The 15,365-nt window shown below is 57.1% G+C and carries 20 protein-coding genes and 2 pseudogenes; 8 read left to right on the top strand and 14 right to left on the bottom strand.

Features of this window, described 5'->3' with window-relative positions:
* Positions 1–27 precede the first annotated feature (27 nt).
* The 4 genes from RBB80_RS00110 to RBB80_RS00095 all read left to right on the top strand — a co-directional run bounded on the left by RBB80_RS00110 (position 28) and on the right by RBB80_RS00095 (position 2,456).
* Complete coding sequence (locus RBB80_RS00110; protein WP_433966368.1) at positions 28–720, top strand: RNA polymerase sigma factor; 693 nt, start codon at positions 28–30, stop codon at positions 718–720.
* A complete protein-coding gene (locus RBB80_RS00105) occupies positions 717–1,100 on the top strand; it encodes a hypothetical protein (protein ID WP_433966367.1) in 384 nt (127 codons plus the stop codon). Before RBB80_RS00110 ends, RBB80_RS00105 begins: the two co-directional genes overlap by 4 nt.
* Before the next feature lie 67 nt (positions 1,101–1,167).
* Positions 1,168–1,644, top strand: coding sequence for a zinc ribbon domain-containing protein (locus RBB80_RS00100; RefSeq protein ID WP_433966366.1), 477 nt, complete (start codon positions 1,168–1,170; stop codon positions 1,642–1,644).
* Positions 1,645–1,652: 8 nt separating this feature from the next.
* Entirely contained in the window at positions 1,653–2,456 is an 804-nt protein-coding gene (locus RBB80_RS00095; RefSeq protein ID WP_433966365.1) for a LytR/AlgR family response regulator transcription factor, read from the top strand.
* Between the two features lie 466 nt (positions 2,457–2,922).
* On the opposite strand, the gene RBB80_RS00090 is transcribed toward RBB80_RS00095, so the two are convergent.
* Together RBB80_RS00090 and RBB80_RS00085 are read right to left on the bottom strand one after the other, a co-directional pair.
* Entirely contained in the window at positions 2,923–3,618 is a 696-nt protein-coding gene (locus RBB80_RS00090) for a serine hydrolase domain-containing protein (protein WP_433970018.1), read from the bottom strand.
* Positions 3,552–4,079: a serine hydrolase gene (locus tag RBB80_RS00085; protein ID WP_433966364.1), complete on the bottom strand. Its 528-nt coding sequence runs from the start codon at positions 4,077–4,079 to the stop codon at positions 3,552–3,554. The genes RBB80_RS00090 and RBB80_RS00085 overlap by 67 nt, the downstream gene beginning before the upstream one ends.
* A gap of 169 nt (positions 4,080–4,248) precedes the next feature.
* Between RBB80_RS00085 and RBB80_RS00080 the strand changes: the two genes are divergently transcribed.
* Complete coding sequence (locus RBB80_RS00080) at positions 4,249–4,656, top strand: hypothetical protein (protein ID WP_433966363.1); 408 nt, start codon at positions 4,249–4,251, stop codon at positions 4,654–4,656.
* A gap of 120 nt (positions 4,657–4,776) precedes the next feature.
* On the opposite strand, the gene RBB80_RS00075 is transcribed toward RBB80_RS00080, so the two are convergent.
* On the bottom strand, positions 4,777–5,448 hold the full coding sequence (locus tag RBB80_RS00075) for a BON domain-containing protein (RefSeq protein ID WP_433966362.1): 672 nt from the start codon (positions 5,446–5,448) through the stop codon (positions 4,777–4,779).
* A gap of 93 nt (positions 5,449–5,541) precedes the next feature.
* On the opposite strand from RBB80_RS00075, the gene RBB80_RS00070 reads away from it, so the two are divergent.
* Positions 5,542–5,787 carry a hypothetical protein gene (locus RBB80_RS00070; RefSeq protein ID WP_433966361.1) on the top strand — a complete coding sequence of 82 codons (246 nt, stop codon included), beginning with the start codon at positions 5,542–5,544 and terminating at the stop codon, positions 5,785–5,787.
* 150 nt (positions 5,788–5,937) lie between these two features.
* Here the strand turns inward: RBB80_RS00070 and RBB80_RS00065 are convergent, their stop codons facing one another.
* The gene (locus tag RBB80_RS00065) at positions 5,938–6,162 is read right to left on the bottom strand and encodes a hypothetical protein (RefSeq protein ID WP_433966360.1); all 225 of its coding nucleotides are present in this window, start codon (positions 6,160–6,162) and stop codon (positions 5,938–5,940) included.
* A gap of 168 nt (positions 6,163–6,330) precedes the next feature.
* Between RBB80_RS00065 and RBB80_RS00060 the strand changes: the two genes are divergently transcribed.
* Entirely contained in the window at positions 6,331–6,615 is a 285-nt protein-coding gene (locus RBB80_RS00060; RefSeq protein ID WP_433966359.1) for a hypothetical protein, read from the top strand.
* Positions 6,616–6,636: 21 nt separating this feature from the next.
* On the opposite strand, the gene RBB80_RS00055 is transcribed toward RBB80_RS00060, so the two are convergent.
* On the bottom strand, positions 6,637–7,128 hold the full coding sequence (locus RBB80_RS00055; RefSeq protein ID WP_433966358.1) for a hypothetical protein: 492 nt from the start codon (positions 7,126–7,128) through the stop codon (positions 6,637–6,639).
* Between the two features lie 126 nt (positions 7,129–7,254).
* Between RBB80_RS00055 and RBB80_RS00050 the strand changes: the two genes are divergently transcribed.
* Entirely contained in the window at positions 7,255–7,584 is a 330-nt protein-coding gene (locus tag RBB80_RS00050; protein ID WP_433970016.1) for an Mpo1-like protein, read from the top strand.
* A gap of 946 nt (positions 7,585–8,530) precedes the next feature.
* Here RBB80_RS00050 and RBB80_RS00045 read toward each other — a convergent pair.
* The 9 genes and pseudogenes from RBB80_RS00045 to RBB80_RS00005 all read right to left on the bottom strand — a co-directional run bounded on the left by RBB80_RS00045 (position 8,531) and on the right by RBB80_RS00005 (position 15,272).
* Positions 8,531–8,899: a hypothetical protein gene (locus RBB80_RS00045; RefSeq protein WP_433966357.1), complete on the bottom strand. Its 369-nt coding sequence runs from the start codon at positions 8,897–8,899 to the stop codon at positions 8,531–8,533.
* Between the two features lie 167 nt (positions 8,900–9,066).
* Positions 9,067–9,693, bottom strand: a complete 627-nt coding sequence (locus RBB80_RS00040) for a response regulator (RefSeq protein ID WP_433966356.1) — start codon at positions 9,691–9,693, stop codon at positions 9,067–9,069.
* Positions 9,686–10,402 carry a sensor histidine kinase gene (locus RBB80_RS00035; RefSeq protein ID WP_433966355.1) on the bottom strand — a complete coding sequence of 239 codons (717 nt, stop codon included), beginning with the start codon at positions 10,400–10,402 and terminating at the stop codon, positions 9,686–9,688. Before RBB80_RS00035 ends, RBB80_RS00040 begins: the two co-directional genes overlap by 8 nt.
* Entirely contained in the window at positions 10,402–10,878 is a 477-nt protein-coding gene (locus RBB80_RS00030) for a triple tyrosine motif-containing protein (protein WP_433970015.1), read from the bottom strand. The genes RBB80_RS00035 and RBB80_RS00030 overlap by 1 nt, the downstream gene beginning before the upstream one ends.
* 246 nt (positions 10,879–11,124) lie before the next feature.
* Positions 11,125–11,232, bottom strand: a pseudogene (locus tag RBB80_RS00025) (hypothetical protein); the annotation flags it as partial.
* Between the two features lie 119 nt (positions 11,233–11,351).
* Positions 11,352–11,966: pseudogene (locus RBB80_RS00020) on the bottom strand (ligand-binding sensor domain-containing protein); the annotation flags it as partial.
* Between the two features lie 62 nt (positions 11,967–12,028).
* Positions 12,029–12,706 carry a ligand-binding sensor domain-containing protein gene (locus RBB80_RS00015; protein WP_433966354.1) on the bottom strand — a complete coding sequence of 226 codons (678 nt, stop codon included), beginning with the start codon at positions 12,704–12,706 and terminating at the stop codon, positions 12,029–12,031.
* Between the two features lie 23 nt (positions 12,707–12,729).
* A complete protein-coding gene (locus RBB80_RS00010) occupies positions 12,730–13,056 on the bottom strand; it encodes a c-type cytochrome (RefSeq protein ID WP_433966353.1) in 327 nt (108 codons plus the stop codon).
* On the bottom strand, positions 13,053–15,272 hold the full coding sequence (locus RBB80_RS00005; protein WP_433966352.1) for a tetratricopeptide repeat protein: 2,220 nt from the start codon (positions 15,270–15,272) through the stop codon (positions 13,053–13,055). Before RBB80_RS00005 ends, RBB80_RS00010 begins: the two co-directional genes overlap by 4 nt.
* Positions 15,273–15,365 lie beyond the last annotated feature (93 nt).

Below are 15,365 nucleotides of genomic sequence, written 5' to 3'. Positions count from 1 at the left end.
GATCTCTCAAAGGAAATCTCTCTTTTTATGAATCGTGTGGACAAAGAGCGAGTCTTGTTAGGCCGAAAGAACGTCTCTAGCGGTGTGCAAAGTAGTTCCATCTCGCTAACGTCGACGCTCGGGGCTCAAGTCTCAAGCGAAAACGCGGCCATTGCCCAAGGGCTAAAGAAGCAAAGTCCCGAGTTACTGGATTCACTCATCGAGCTTTATCAGCACCGTCTTCTCCGCTATCTTCTTTTCCTCACGGGGAAGCGCGAAGTTGCCGAGGATCTATTTCAGGAGACCTGGATGAGGGTTCTACTGCGAGGGGCTCAGTACAACGGCAAAGCACGGTTCGACACGTGGCTATTTACCATTGCGAGAAATCTGGTGATTGACTTGTCGCGAAAGCGTGTGATGGCCAGCCTCGACGAGATGGGTGAGGGGAAAGAGGACGATCGCCCATTTGAGGTCGCGATGTCAGGACCTTCGCCGCTCGAGCAGTTTCAATCCCGCGAAAACTGCGCTGAGGTAGGAGAGGTCTTGCTGAAGCTGGAATCTAGCTATCGAGAGGTTCTTGTTCTTCGTTTTTATGAAGAACTTTCCTTGGAGGAGATCGCCACTGTAACTCGGGCGCCCTTATCGACGGTGAAATCGAGACTGTATCGCGGTCTGGCGGCTTTGAGGCCGGAGATGGAGCAGCTTCGATCCTCTCGTTCCTTTGCGGAGGTTGGGATATGAGCGACGCCCTCGAGACTTCTTCGCTGCAGGACGCTTCTAAATTGAGTCCTCGAGCAGAGTTGATAGATCTGCACATGGGCGCTCGTGCGTCGGTGGTCAATCGGACTCATCGTGTCGTGCGGGAACGGGCGAAGACGCTCGCGGCGCGACGCAACCGCATTCGCAGCATGTGGATTCCGCTTGCAGTTTGTTCGGCCCTTTTCGTCATCATCTGCACTGCGGTCTGGAGTGCGCTTGATGCCTACGATATAACGTCGAATGGTGTTCCCGATGCGAGCAATCAGTTTTTGGTCCTCTGTTTGTGGTTTTTTCCTGTGTCGATGGCTTTGCTCGCTCTGGTGTTGTTTCGCCGTGCCCGTAAGCGCGAGGTGGCTGGATGATGAGATTTTGGAATCGGGGATCAGATCGATCGCAGGTCACCCAGGCGGGGGTGAGGATGAGTTGAGCATGATACCGACGTGGTCGGTGGTGCTGGCCATCCTGGTATTTGGGGCGGTGCAGTATCTGTTCCATGGCGTGTTGCCGCATCACAAGCACGAGCTGCTGCCGATGCGGCTGCTGATGGGGTACTCGTGGGGGACGGCGTTCGCCAGCTATGTGCTGCTGGTGGGGTATGTGAGTCGCGACGTCCGGCGGCGGCGGATGCCGGCTGGATTGTGGATGCTGATCGTGGTGGTACTGCCGGGCGGAATCGGGGCTGTGGTGTACTTCCTTCTGCGACAGCCTATGCTGATGCCTTGTCCGCACTGCAGCACGGAGATTATCTCGAGCGTGCACTTCTGTCCGCAGTGCCAGTTCCAGCTGGCTCCTGTGTGTGGGCGCTGCTACCGCGGAGTGCAGATTACGGATGTGTACTGCACGCAGTGTGGGCACGATCTTGCCAAGGATCAAGCGCCGGCGCGGCTGCGCGTATATAGTGACTAGTTGCGAGCATGTCACTGACTGCACTCATCATCGACGATGAACCACTGGCGAGGCAGGAGCTGCAGTACTTGCTGGAGCGCGCGGGCGGGGTTGAGGTTCTGGCGCAGGGAACCAACGGCATCGAAGCGGTGGAGCTGATTCGGACGCATAAGCCGGACCTGGTGTTTCTCGATGTTCAGATGCCTGGCCTTGACGGTTTTGGCGTGTTGAAGAAGCTGCTGGACCGTAAGGTACCGATGCCTCAGGTGGTGTTCGCGACTGCGTTCAACCAGTATGCGGTGCGGGCGTTCGAGGTGAATGCTATCGATTATCTGCTGAAGCCCTTCGATCGAAAGCGGGTGATGCAGACGATCGAGAAGGCCCAGGCTCGGCGGGTTGCTCCACCGGAGCCGGCTGGCCTTGCGCTCGAGACAGGGGCCAAGCTGGATGCGCTGCTGCGACTGGTCGAGGAGCAGACGCAGGCACCGAAGGCCAACTCCGGCAAGGTAATTGTTCGGGCGCAGAGCCGTTTGCTGCTGGTGGACCAGCGTGAGATCTGTTTTGCCTCGATCGAAGAGGGCACGATCAGTGTGGTGACGCGGGCGGTGGAGGGACACTCGAACTGCAGGACGCTGGAGGAGCTGATGGACCAGCTCGATCCGGAGACGTTCTGGAGGGCGCACCGGTCGTATGTGGTGAATATCCAGCACATACGGGAGGTAGTGCCGTGGTTCAAGTCCAGCTACCAGCTACGGATGGACGATGCCCAGAAGACGGAGATTCCGGTGAGCCGGTCCCAGACGAAACGGCTTCGGGAGCTGTTCAATCTGTGAAGGGTGGGGTACCCCCTGGGGGTGGGCATCGCCAAGTTTCGTATTATCATAGATATACGATTTAAACAGGCTGCAAGTATGTCCATCTAAACGGGTTAGAGGCAAATATGTCTTTCTAAAGGGGTTAGTATCGATTTTGTCGTCTGGCGGCATAATTGGGTCAAATTGTCCTACTTTTGAAAGCTGCAGCTTCGTAACTCGCCTTCGCGATTGGTCCCACCAGCTTGCCAGGCTTGCAACAGGCTAGCTGCGATTCTCCTTTCCAAGTAGAAAAAGCCTCGGCTTGGCCGGGGCTTCTTATTCACTGTATCCAGTATAGCGGTTGGAGCATAACTCATACGCCACGCGAATCCTCTGGATTGGCGCGGTGATTTGCAATTAAGGGGCTTGACAGGTTTTTCGCGTTTTACCGATCAGCAGGTTCTTCAGGCGTTCCAGAAGGGGACAGTGCGGACCATGTTCCACATCATTTGATCCATAGCTGCATCGATTTCGTTGGAGGGCTGGGTGCGTGTGTTGGCGAGGGCAGCCCAGCAGAAACCGGTTGGGGTGCGAACCATGATGGTGGTGGTTCCGGGGAGGCTGCCCCTATGCCACCAGGGGCCTGCTCCGTTGTTGCGAACCATCCAGCCACGGGCGTAGCGGGCGTCTCCGGGGGATAGGCGGGAGCGGGGGTGGTCATGAGCTTGATGGTCGCGGGCTGGAGGAGAGCGGGAATTTTGGGCGCGCCGGCGACGTGGTTGAGAAATTGAACTAGTTGGGTTGAGGAGGCGATCCATCCCCCATGGGAGTCCATGCGGGTGACATTGAGCTTGTAGGGGTCTTCTGAGTACTGGCCGAAGTAGACGACCTCGTTGGGTGCGCGCTGGCTCTCCTTATTTTTGGCGATCTTCATGGTGGTGATGCCACAAGGTGCGAGGATGTTCGTTTGAACGTAGGACTCGTAGGGCTGGCCCGTGACCTGTTCGATGACGCGACCGAGGATGCAGTAACCGAAGTTGGAGTATGCCCAGTGGGTGCCTGGTGGGTAGGTGAGAGGAAGGTTGGCGATGGTCTCGGTGATGAGTTTGGTTTGGTCCCAGCCATCGTTGTGCATCATGGGGTCGGTATTGTCGTTGGGCCAACCACCGGAGGTATGGGTGAGAAGATGGTCGACGGTGATGTCGGCGACGTACTGCTTGTAGGGGGCTTGCCGTATTTGATGCCGAGGATGGCGGAGGGGCCGAAGACCTTATCGGTGAGGCTGAGCTTGCCTTGTTCGATGAGCGAGAAGATGGTGACGGAGGTGATGGGTTTGGAGAGGGAGGCGATGCGAAAGAGGGAGTCCTGCGAAGCCTGAGTGAGGTGCTGACGGTCGGCCATGCCGACGGACTGGTCGAAGACGAATTGGGCCTTGCGGGAGATGGCGATGGAGGTGGCTGGGACGGAGAACTGGCGGCGGAAGGCTCCGGCTATGCGCCCCATCTCGCCACGTTGCTGGCCTGTGGAGCCGCCGTACTGGGGTTGAGCGAGGCTCTTTGGGATGGGGGCGGTGACGGCTGCGGCGGTGAGGGCGAGATTGTGGAGAAGGGTCCGGCGGGTTAGGGAGCGGCTGATAGAAGTGTGATTTGTTGGGTTCGACATAGCCGCTGGGCTTCCTTTGGGGCTGCGATGGTGGAATTCAATCCTGGAATTCGACCTTGAGATTCGACGAGGATTTTATCCTCCCGCTTGGCTTCGCTGTTGTAAAAGATGTAAGAGTCAGGGGACTGCTGTAGATTTTGCTATGCCGTTGTGCTGCCAGGAGGACGTGTTGAAGAGATATGGCTTGAGGGTTTTGGTGTTTTGTTTTGCTTTGATGATTGGCGGCGGTGTATTCGCGCAGCAACCGCCGTCGGAGCAACAGCCGGCCAGCGTCGCGGGTAAGTGGACTTTGTATTGCAAAGATCCGAACGGAAGCACCTCTTCGAAGTTTCTTGAACTGCAGCAGAAGGGGAATGTGATCAGCGGCCACTTCAAGGGGCCGAACCAGTCTGGCGGTGTGGAAGGCACGATCGACAACCAGCATCTGGTGGTTCGAACGAAGACGCGCGATGTTTTGACGTTTCGCGGAAGGGTGGATGGGCCGCGTGTCGAAGGCGTGGTTCAGGGCAACACCTTCAATGGCACCTTCCACGATCGTGGGGGGACGGGTTCGTTCCAGGGAGTTCGATCGAATTAGGGCTGTTGGATTGGGCTCGATTAGCCGACAGGAGTGCCAGGAGTGGGTGGCTTCTAAAAAGACTTCTGTTCTTATGCGCGCAGGGAACTCAGCTCCGCTGCGCGCATAAGGGTACGAAGTCTACTTTGGCCCTTTTGGTTTGGAGGCGGAACTCTGGACGATGAGGTCGTTGTCGACGCTGAAGGCGCCGGGGGCGGAGTTGGCCTGCATTCCTGCGATGGAGGAGTCCATCTGATTGAGGACGACTCCATAGAGTGTGACGTTGCCGTTCTTCACGATGATGTGAATGGCGTGAAAGCCCATGGGCGGAGAGTTGGTGATGCCGCCGGCGGCCGGTGCGACGCCTGCTCCGGGTCCGATGGCGCGGCCAAGGTTGCCTTGATTTGCGTTGTACTTCCTGAGGGAGGGCTGGGTGTAGATGCGGTTATAGACCTCGGCGCGGATGCGGTCGTCCATGGGAGAGTAAGGCAGAACCTCGATCTGGTTGTCGACCGCGTCTATGCCCTGGATGCCTTTGACGGCTCTTTCGGCGTCACTTTTGAGTGTGGGACGGGAGGCGAAGCCTCTGAGGACGAGTGTTTTTCCGTGGATGCCGAAGGTGAGCCAGTCGAAGACTCCGAGGTTGGAGAGGCCGGCAAGCTTTTTCTGCACCTCCTGAACGATGCGGAGGGTGTCTTCCTGAGACCATGTAGGTCCCGGAGTGGCCTCCTGAGCGATGACAGTTGGAGCAGAGAGGGCGAAGACGAGGGATGCAGCAAGGGCCGGGAACACGCGACGGGTTAAGCGGATCATCTGTTCTCTCCGGATGCTAATGAATTTGGACTTCCGGCAGAAAGATACGCTATGCCGGGAGTTCAGTCCAGAGGCCGGCGCTGAGTTTGAGAGTTGGGTTATGCCTGCGGAAGGCTATTGGATGTGGCGATGGCGCGGGTTGAAGTCGAAGACGTAGACGGCGCCAAGCGTGGTGGCTTTTGGGCGGATGCTGCCAGAGTGGACCGCGGGGGTGTCCCAGTGCTGGTACTGGAAGTCGACTTTGACGGCGAGGTGATGGGTGAGGTTGTAGTCCAGGCCGACGCCGGGGAGAGGACCAGGGTGTTGGTGTTGAGGTACCGGACATTGCCGAAGATGTAGCCGCCCCTGAGGTAGTCGATTGCTCCGCGGCCTACGAGAAAGTTGGCGTAGGGGTGGAGACGGCCTAAGGGGTACTCGACCTTCGGGCCGACCAGAAAGTTTCTCTGGCTGCTGATGGTGCCTTCGTCGACGGGATACGAGCCGCGAAACTCAACAGCGGGCCGAAGGAGACGGAAAGAGAGAAGAGTGAGGTCGGCGCCGGCGGTGATATCGAGGTTTTTCCCCCGCGAGGTTGGTGAAGGTGCCAGTGCCTCCGGCGAAGGCTGATAGCTGTAGCTGCTGGGTGGCTGCGGGGGAGCTCTGTGCGAATGCTTTGGGGGCCAGGGAGAGTGTCAGGGGAAGGGAGGTCAACAAGACGATCCGAGTTAACGTCATTCTGAACTTCATTCTGTCCTCTGACTTCTTTGCTTTCGGTATCGCAGTGCCGAGTGCCCGGTTGCTTGCTGAGTTAGGCGGGAGAGACAGTCAAGTTGCCTCCCCTGAAGAGACTTATCGGCCTTTTTGCCGCAATGCTTATTTTGTCGATGTGCCATACTTTGGCTGATGGGACTATGGACGGGGCGGCTTGTTCGAATGCTGGTGGCGCTGGCTGTTGGGGCTGGGGTGCTGTGGGCGGGGGATTGGGCGGTGTTGCGGGTGCGCGTCTCGCATGGGACGGCTTACGGGGTGGTGCAGGTGAAGCAGTTTCTCGCTACTCCGCTGAAGGGCAACAAAGTGGAGTATGACTATATGGGCACGGCGCAGGTGACGTGCAGCCGGTCGATCTTTCCGCAGCAGGGGAACTCTGCGTGCTGGTGGTTGGAGCGGCATAGCTCGCAGTGGGAGTGATGTCGCTGCGGCGTCGCGCGGCTAGACTTCGAAGAGTATCTGGATGACTTGTCTGGCCAGGTCTTCGGGCTGGTGGAAGCGTTTTGGATTGTCGGCGAAGGAGTCCTGGAGGTAGAGGGTGTCGTCGTCGGTGACCTGGAAGGCGAAGTGGCGGGTCTTGCGATCGAGAGCAGGGTCTCCGGCGACGCCGAGGCCTTTTGCGTAGTCGAGGATGATGGTGGCGTCGTTGTGGGTGATGCGCGCGTCGAACCAGGGGAAGCGGCTGCGGGTGAGTTTGACCCCGGCGGGGCCGCTGGTCTGCATGATGGTGTCGGAGGCGGTGACGTCGCCCTGAAGCTGGTGCTTGATCTCGCTGATGTCCTGCTCGAGGCAGAGGACGAAGGTGGTGAAGAACGGCTTGCCCTGCGTGGTGACGATGCCGGCCTGGTGCTGAGAGCGACCGTACTCTTCGGCTGCTTCGTGGGACTTTTGCTTGATGTCTTGCGCGAGATTGGCGATCCAGTCCTTGGCCATGCTGGTGACTGCTCCTTCATCCGTCGCTTAAGCTGAGAGGCTTGCGAAGAGGATGTTGTTGATTGGATGGCAGGGGCGGGGCAAAAGGCAGTCTGGTGATTGCTGCGATGATTTTGGTTGCGGTTGGTGGAGTGGCGAGAGTATGGTGTCGCCATGCTTGGCGGACGCAGTTGGGAGAGCTGGATCGCGGAGTATTCGGAGAGCCATCAGCATCCGCTGAACAGGCTGACGCATACATTTGGGATTCCGATTATTATTTTGTCGCTGCCGGTGCTGGTGGCGACAATTGTGTGGCACCGATTGCTGTGGGTGGGAGTCGGGCTGTTTTGCTTTGGGTGGCTGCTGCAGTTTGTGGGTCACGCTATTGAAGGAAAGCCGCCGGAGTTTTTGAAGGATTGGCGATTTCTGCTGGTGGGGTCGCGGTGGTGGGCGGCTAAGATGCGTGGGAAGGCCTAGGCTCGTCGCGGAGTTGTCTTCGGGGGTGGTGGGGCGCGGAAAGGTAGTACTGGCTCTGCGACAAACGCGGGCACCAGCGTAGGCGTGACCAACAGCGTCAAGGTTGGGCTTACGGTGAGTGGCACGAATGATTCGGGCGTCAATTGGACGATTAACGGGATGGCGGCAGGGAATACGCAGATAGGCACGATCGTTGCGAATGCAGATGGCAGCGTGAACTACCATGCAGAGTGCAATTGGTGCGACTGCTACTGCGGGCCCTGACGTGTTCTCGAGTTACTCGAGGGAGATTGGCGATTCCAACACTGCTCCTTAGTACGTCTTCATCTGTACTCAAATTGTGAAGGATGGGACAGCGGGCTCGGTGACGTCGAGCCTGCATCCTTCGACGTCGCAAGCCAGCGTTGACTTCTGCTGCGCTTGTCGTGGGTACCTCAGGAATTCCTACCTGTAGCGTCACTTTTCTCGATGGGGGAGTTCGCCTGGGGACGGTCACTCTGTGTCGCTTGATGCCAATGGCCACCAGACGATCAGCCTGACGATTGATACTGGGTCTCCGCTGACTGCGGGGAGTGTTGCAAAAGCTAATAGGTCTTCGGCTCGCGGAATCGCGCTGTGTTTTCTGCCAGGCGGGCTTATCGTCGGGTTGTCGCTTCTACGTCACGACGTGCCAATAAGATGCTTAGTGGACTTCTGCTCGCGTTGCTCTTTACGGGAGCGATTGCGATCTCGGGCTACTGTGGACTCGATGTGCATGGTCCCTGCAGCGACCTACACCTTCAATGTGACTGCCATCGGCGCCAAGACGACGGTGACACAGTCTGCTCCGATGACTTTGATGGTGACCCAGTGATCGATTGGTCTGGCGGCCCACAGTGTTTTTGGAGAATGTTGCGGGAGTCCGAATAGTGGCGTCGTGGCGTCTCTCTTCGGTTCGAACGAAGTGTTACTTCGCCGGTTGCTTTTCCAGGAAGTAGGGAATGGCGAAGCGGCCGATCTGAAGGATTGAGTTGTTGGATGGGGGCCAGATGCGAAAGGACTCCACGCGCGATCCCGTTACCAGACGATGAGCCGTGACGGCGCCACGCTCCTCTCCGGTTGCTGCATCGTAGAACTTCACGATGAGGTCATCTTCACCACGTTGCCATCCGATGACGTAGTTGCCGGCAGCGAGCGAAATTTCTCCGAAGGTGATGGGAGATTGGACCAAAAGGTAATGAGAATATTTTCCGTCGGCCGAGTAACCGGCAGTGATGAGGACAACGCCGGCGATGATTTTCCCACTTGAGTTAACGATGCCGGATGCAGTGCGCATCTCTGTTTCGATTCGCTCTTTTTCTACTGGAGCGCGGGTGGGTAGGACTGCCTGCAACTCTGATGGAGTCGCTGTTCGCCAGGAAGACTTTGGCTGAGCGAGGACTAAAGATGACAGGGCGAGAATCAAAAACAGAGCTAAGAAAGATTGCTTTATCGGGTGGGATGTCATTTGAGATGTACGATACCTCGTTGAAGAGCGACGGTTGCGGCATGAGTACGATCGCTGACGCCAAGTTTGCCGAGCAGACTATTGATGTGGGACTTGACGGTAGCTTCACTGATCTTTAGATCGGAGGCGATCTCTTTATTCGCGCGGCCGGCCACGATGCGCTCCAAGACTTTCAGTTCTCGGTGTGTAAGCGGCTGGGTGCTCATTCTTTCGGCAAGCTTCTCCGCAATTGCCGGAGAGATGAGCGTTCTTCCACTGTGTACGGCCTGAATGGTTGAGAGTAGCTCGTCGACGGTCATTCCTTTGAGGAGATAAGCTTTTGCGCCGGCCTGCAGGGAGCGGAAGATGTCTTCGTCTCCATCGAAGGTGGTGAGGACGATGAATCTTGCGGCGGGACTGTCGGCGCGAATCTGCAGAATGGCATCGACTCCGGCGAGGTTTGGAAGCTGCAGATCCATCAGAGTGATATCGGGTTTTAGAATGCGGTGGAGCTCGATTGCCTGGAGTCCGTCGCTGGCTTCGCCTACGACTTCAATGTCAGGCATGATGTTGAGCAGGGCTACGAGGCCCTGCCGAACGACGTGATGGTCATCTACTACGAGGACACGAATACGTTCAGCCATTGGTTGTTGTCTCTTTTCCTTCTGCGATGGGCGCTTCCAGGATGACGGTGGAACCATTTTCTGGGGAGCTTTTTATTGTCAGCTGAGCGTGAATTTGAGCTGCACGTTCGTGCATGCCTTTTATGCCAAAGTGGCCGTTTGATGGAAGTGGAAGTTCGGGCGGCTCGAATCCTCTGCCGTTGTCGGAGACGCTTAATATTAGTCGGGTTGAATCGTAGATAAGGCTGGCGAATACCTGCGTCGCGTTTGCGTGGCGCGCTGCGTTTACCAACGACTCCTGGGCGATGCGGAAGACCTCATCTTCAAAGGACTGCGCGAGAGGGCGGTAGGTCCCGGTGATGTTGAGGCGTGTGTTGAGTTTCTTTTGGTTCCACTGTTCCGCAAGGTGGGCGAGCCGGGTGGGGAGGCTGTTCTGCGTCGTAATGGCGCGAAGATTCCAGATACTGCGACGAGCTTCGGCAAGCCCCTCTCTGACGTAAGTTCTGGTTCGGTCTATCTGCTGACCCGCTTCGGAGATGTGGGACTGAGCGAGAAGCTGGGATGTGAGTTCGAGTTGTACGGAGACGCCGACGAAGCTCTGTGCGAGCGTGTCGTGAATTTCGCGGGCTACGCGGTTTCTCTCAGCGAGAACTGCCTGAAACTGTGATTCAAGCCGCCGAACTCTCAGACGGTAGAGGAGGAGTGCAACGGCCGCGATAAGAAGAAGCACTAAGAGGAGAAACCAGAGCCTGCGGTAGAAGGGGGCCGTATATAGAAGGCGGTCTGCGCCCCGATTTCATTCCATACGCCGTCGTTGTTCGCTGCTTGTACGCGAAAGCGATAGTGGCGCGGAGGGAGGTTGGTGTAGTAGGCGACGCGGCGTGAACCGGCTTCGGTCCATCGCTTATCGAAGCCATCGAGAATGTAACGATAGCGGACCTTTGCGGGGGCTACGTAACTGAGAGCGGCGTATTCAAATGTAAAGCTGGTGTGGCCGGACGCAATGTTTTGTTCGTTGCCTGTTAGAGGGATGTCGATAGCATCTGCACTGAAGCGTTCGACGACGATCGGAGGAGGAATCAGGTTTTCTGTGAGGCGATTGGGATCGATAACGGCAACACCTCTACGGGTCGCGAACCAAAGCAGCCCTTCCGTGGTTCTCCATGCGGCGGGATGACCGATATCTACAACCTCTTCGGTGGGCATTCCATCGGCGCGGCCATAAGAGACTGGATGAGGGTCGCAAGTGGAAGATGATCCGCATTTGATAAGCGCTGAAGCAGAGATGCGGGTGATACCTCTACCTGAGCGTAACCAAAGGTTTCCACGGTCGTCCTCGAGTATGGAGTCGATTGTCTGGGGTAGGTCGTCTCGACGCAGCGATGTGAAGCCGGCGGCGGATAATGCGGTGAGGCCAGCCCCTTTCGTCCCGATCCATAGTGTGCCATGCGGATCTTCGGCGAGAGAGGTGATGGTGTTGCCAGAGAGCCCATCTCTTTTTTGAAGGTTGTGATGGTGTCGCCCCGAAGGCGCGAAAGTCCATCGAGGGTACCGATCCAAAGATCATGATTGGAGGCGTGAGATCTGAGAAGAGCGCCGACAAGATCGCTTCCGAGACCATCCGATTGGGTCAGAGTGATGAACTGGTTGTGATGCCAGTGCGCAAGGCCGCGACGCGTGCCGATCCAGAGTGAACCATCATCATCCCGCAGAAGAGACCGAATGAGATCGTCAGGTAGCCCATCAGCAGAGGTGTAGGTTCGGGTTTTTCTGCCCTCGACATAATTCAGACCATCGGGGGTTCCGACCCATATGCTCCCGCTTTCTCCCGAGGCCAAGGCCAGGATGGTTTCACTGAGAAGGCCGGTGCGGGTGTCAAGATGTTGAATGTCACCGGCCTGCCAGCGGTCGAGACCGTCGCTGTTGGAACCGACCCATATTGCGCCGTCGGTCGCCTGAGCTATGGCTGTGACCGGGTGGTCGGAGAGGGCGGGGATGGTGCGGAAGTTTTGGTGCCTTAGAATCTCGAGGCCGCTGGTTTCTGTTCCTACCCAGAGATTACTCTCCTTATCCTGCATGAGAGAGACGATACTGTCGGAGCCGAGGGCCGGGACAACTTGCGGGTGGCTGTCGATTTTGTCGAGCAAGAAGAGCCCCTTGCTGGTGCCTATCCAAAGTTGCCCTTGCGAGTCGGCGAGCAGAGATTGTATGCGTGAAGCTGGAAGATCGTGGCTTATCGACAGGGTTCGGCTTTGGCCATTACGCAGAACCGTGATGCTGGTTCCGGTGCGCAACCATAGGCTGCCGTCGGGGAAGAATCCAATGCCTGCAATGTCTTTCGGCGTAGGAATTGAACTTAGCTGCTGAGAGAGAACCTGGCCATGGGAATATTGAGCGATTCCAGCGTTCGATGCGATCCAGATACTACCGTCGTGTGCTGTGGCTGTCGCAGATCGGTCGGCGGGAGAGGGAGTGAGATGGTGGAGAAGCGCTTCCCGTCAAAACTGCTGATGCCATCGGTGGCGACGACCAGGAGTGTGCCATCTTCTGCTGCAGCGAGGCTGGTGATACGACCGGTAGGTATTCCGTTCGCCGTGGAATAGCGGCGAACTGTTCCTGCTGAGTATTTGAGGAGTCCGTCAGAGGTTGCAATCCAGAGTGGCCCGGTGTGGCTCTGGGCGAAGCAGCAGATGTCATCGCTGGTGATCGCAGGGGTGGTCTCGTGGCTGAAGATTTTGAAGTCGATCCCGTTGAAACGAGCTGCGCCGCCTTCAGTTGCAATCCAAATATAGCCGTCGGTGGATTGAAAGACCTGATGAACACTGTTTTGCGGGAGGCCGTTCTCCGTGGACCAGGCTTGATGGCCCAGGTTGTTTGGGACCTGGGAGCGGGCGGTCAAAGAGAGTGCTGCGATTCCGCATGACATCCAGAAGAGGGAAGAGCTCACGACGAGATGGAGGCGCGAGAGCAAAGTCATGCGGAGGGTCGATGCGTGCGAAAGCATGATGGCCGGAGTCGCTTCAGCTTGGATCATACGTCTTTCTGATCCGGGAGTGATTATTGTTCTTTTGGCCGTTTGTCGCGGCAAGAGTGCAAAAAAGCGACCAGGTCATCGACTTCGGATGTCTTCAGAATGTTGGCGAACGAGGGCATCTGATGGCCACCCTCTGAGATTTGCTTGTGGATCTGGGTCTTGTTCAGCGTGAGTCCGACTCCGGAGAGGTCGGGCCCTTTTGTACCGCCCACCTTGCGGATCGTGTGGCAGTGTTGGCAGCCGTTCTCCACGAACAGTGCTGCTCCACGATTCTTCGCAGACTCGGCGAACGCAGAGAGTCCGGACGCGGCTCCGAGGGCAAGGATTAGCGTCGGGGATACCAGTTTCATTGAGCAGAGTTTGCGTTGTGGACGGGTTCGGGGGCGAGAGAGGTGTGGGTGTGCCAGGGTACGGTCTCCGATGCAACTTCGTTGTGTTTGCGCAGAAACTCGAGCGCGTAGGTGCTGGCGGTGGGATCATCCTTCTGATCGGCGAACATTGCAGCTTCGTGTGAAGCTTTTTCTTTCATGCCGAGGCGGCGATAGACGATGGAGAGAATATAGTGGGCGGCGAGGTCGTCCGGATCGATAGATTGGAGAGTCTCGTATTCAGCACGGGCCTCATCGTATTTACGTTGCTGATAGAGAGAAAAACCCAGCTCTCTATGAGCGTCGCGCGAGTTCGGAAATTTTGTGATGACCTCGCGAAGATCAGCGATGGCGTTGTCAACCTGGCCCTGGTTTCGTTCGACTAATGCGAGGTAATAGAGCGCGCGCGAGTTGTGAGGGCTGAGTGCCAGTGCTTTGTTGAGACTGAGGCGGGAGGCCTCGTAGCGTTCCCACTGGAAGTTGGCGATGGCGATGTTGGTGAAGGCGTCGGCGTAATCGGGGCGGAGTTGGGCGACCTGCTCGAATGCGCGGACGCTCTCGGCATATTGCTGGGCGTCCAGCATGGCAATGCCGTAGTTGTTCCATCGCATCCAGAGTTTGTTGTCCTGTGGGTCAACCGCGGGCGGATTGTCGCCTAGAGTGAAGAAGCGCGTGCGCTCGGACATGGCAACGACGGGCATCTCGTAGTGTTTGCCCATTCCGAAGTCCATGAAGTGTTGATCGAAGCGGCGATAGTTGACCCGCGCTGTAACGGTTATGGGGCCGGTTGCGTCGGTCGGTACCTTGAATTGATAGCGGACGACCTGCGATCGACCGGAGGCGATGGTGTTGTTGTAGGCCACGACACGATTGTTCCAGACCTGATGAAGATCGTTAATCGATCCGCTCGTGTTTACGAGGCGATTGGTGAAGCTGTGCGCGCGAGGATCGAGGTCGCCGTTGGGCTGAATGGTGCCGGAGTGCATCAGGGTGTGGCCGGCAGCGTCTTTGGCTTCAAATTCGACCCAGCTTTCGTACATGTCTCGCTGCTCGGGGACGTGGCTGTGCGCGATGCCTTTGTTCTGAATGATGATGGTGGTGGTGAGGAGATCGCCGGGCGAGACGGTGAAGTTGTCGTTGCCGAGGGGCGCGATGATCTTGTCTCCATTCTTCTCAAGGCCAAAGATATCGACGTTGAAGACGCCTGCTTTCAGGAAGGCTACCGTCTTCGCCATCTGGGCATCGTAGTTGTAGAACTTTGACAGAACGGTGTTAGCGCCTAGCCATCGGTGAGAAGCCAGCTTACCATTCTTGGCTCCCGAGTCGGATGTGGTGAGATCTTCGCGGGTCATGTGGCAGGTCTGACAGGTGGAGACCTGATCCTTGACATAGAAGGGAAGCGGCGACTGTTTGGCAAAAGAGGAGAGTTGCCACTCATCGGAGAGGAAGATGGCGCGTTGCCATTTGTAGTCGTTCAGTTGCTTGGGGAGGGCCGCTTTATGGCACGCGGCGCAGAAGTTGCTGGTGCGGTAGAAATCTTTCATCACTGCTTTGGAATGCCGATCAAGGTGGGCGAGGATCTCCTTGTCAGAGACGTCGCCGTAGATGGGTTGATCGTTCTCATCGAGAAGGACAGCCGGCTGTGCCAGTACGTAGCTGCCGGTGCCGCGGGCGTCGACCTTCTGGATGGAATGGCAGACGGAGCAGGTAATGCCATCTTCGTCGAACTTGCGATTGATGGGTGATCCCCTGGTGAGCGCTCCTGATACAAGTGCGATGGGGTTGTGGCAGCCTTCGCAGTGTCGAGTGTATTCGATGCCCTTTTCGGCCGTGAGCAGGCCCGTGTTTCGGATGTACCAGGGGGCGCGAAAGGAGTTGGCGTGAGCGGACTGACGCCATTCGGTGTGCGCCTCTTGATGACAATGACTACAGTACCTGGCAGTGGGGAAGGCTTTGGAATTGATGAACTGGCCGGTGTCCGTAGTTGCGTTCGACGGCAAGAAGGGCTGATCGGCGCCGAATCGAAAGTTGTAATTTTGTTTGACTGTTTCGGTGTAAACCTCACGTTGGGTAGGGGTGGTGACGGGATCAGAGGCGAGGGCCCCGCCGCACTTCAAGGCGATAAAAAATGAGGTGATGGCTGCGCAAAGTGCCGTACAGAGGATGATGCGACCGATCCGGCTGTAAGGTATTTTCATAGCAATCGTAAATTCTAGTGAAGCCGTAGGACGGTTAGCCATCGTCCTACGGGTGGGCGGAAACCTCCATCAAAAGATGGAGAGCTGAAGTGA

This window comes from Tunturiibacter gelidiferens (assembly GCF_051013345.1).
Classification (GTDB): Bacteria; Acidobacteriota; Terriglobia; order Terriglobales; family Acidobacteriaceae; genus Edaphobacter; species Edaphobacter gelidiferens_A.
Note: the sequence above shows the minus strand (reverse complement) of the source record. Positions and strands in the feature narration are given on the sequence as shown.

Coding starts and splice junctions, on each gene's coding strand:
- RBB80_RS00005 (WP_433966352.1), bottom strand. CDS start 15,272: ATGAAAATACCTTACAGCCGGATCGGTCGCATCATCCTCTGTACGGCA.
- RBB80_RS00015 (WP_433966354.1), bottom strand. CDS start 12,706: ATGATCCAAGCTGAAGCGACTCCGGCCATCATGCTTTCGCACGCATCG.
- RBB80_RS00100 (WP_433966366.1), top strand. CDS start 1,168: ATGATACCGACGTGGTCGGTGGTGCTGGCCATCCTGGTATTTGGGGCG.
- RBB80_RS00095 (WP_433966365.1), top strand. CDS start 1,653: ATGTCACTGACTGCACTCATCATCGACGATGAACCACTGGCGAGGCAG.
- RBB80_RS00075 (WP_433966362.1), bottom strand. CDS start 5,448: ATGATCCGCTTAACCCGTCGCGTGTTCCCGGCCCTTGCTGCATCCCTC.
- RBB80_RS00060 (WP_433966359.1), top strand. CDS start 6,331: ATGGGACTATGGACGGGGCGGCTTGTTCGAATGCTGGTGGCGCTGGCT.
- RBB80_RS00110 (WP_433966368.1), top strand. CDS start 28: ATGAATCGTGTGGACAAAGAGCGAGTCTTGTTAGGCCGAAAGAACGTC.
- RBB80_RS00065 (WP_433966360.1), bottom strand. CDS start 6,162: ATGACGTTAACTCGGATCGTCTTGTTGACCTCCCTTCCCCTGACACTC.
- RBB80_RS00040 (WP_433966356.1), bottom strand. CDS start 9,693: ATGGCTGAACGTATTCGTGTCCTCGTAGTAGATGACCATCACGTCGTT.
- RBB80_RS00105 (WP_433966367.1), top strand. CDS start 717: ATGAGCGACGCCCTCGAGACTTCTTCGCTGCAGGACGCTTCTAAATTG.
- RBB80_RS00085 (WP_433966364.1), bottom strand. CDS start 4,079: ATGTCGAACCCAACAAATCACACTTCTATCAGCCGCTCCCTAACCCGC.
- RBB80_RS00045 (WP_433966357.1), bottom strand. CDS start 8,899: ATGCGCACTGCATCCGGCATCGTTAACTCAAGTGGGAAAATCATCGCC.
- RBB80_RS00010 (WP_433966353.1), bottom strand. CDS start 13,056: ATGAAACTGGTATCCCCGACGCTAATCCTTGCCCTCGGAGCCGCGTCC.
- RBB80_RS00055 (WP_433966358.1), bottom strand. CDS start 7,128: ATGGCCAAGGACTGGATCGCCAATCTCGCGCAAGACATCAAGCAAAAG.
- RBB80_RS00030 (WP_433970015.1), bottom strand. CDS start 10,878: ATGCCCACCGAAGAGGTTGTAGATATCGGTCATCCCGCCGCATGGAGA.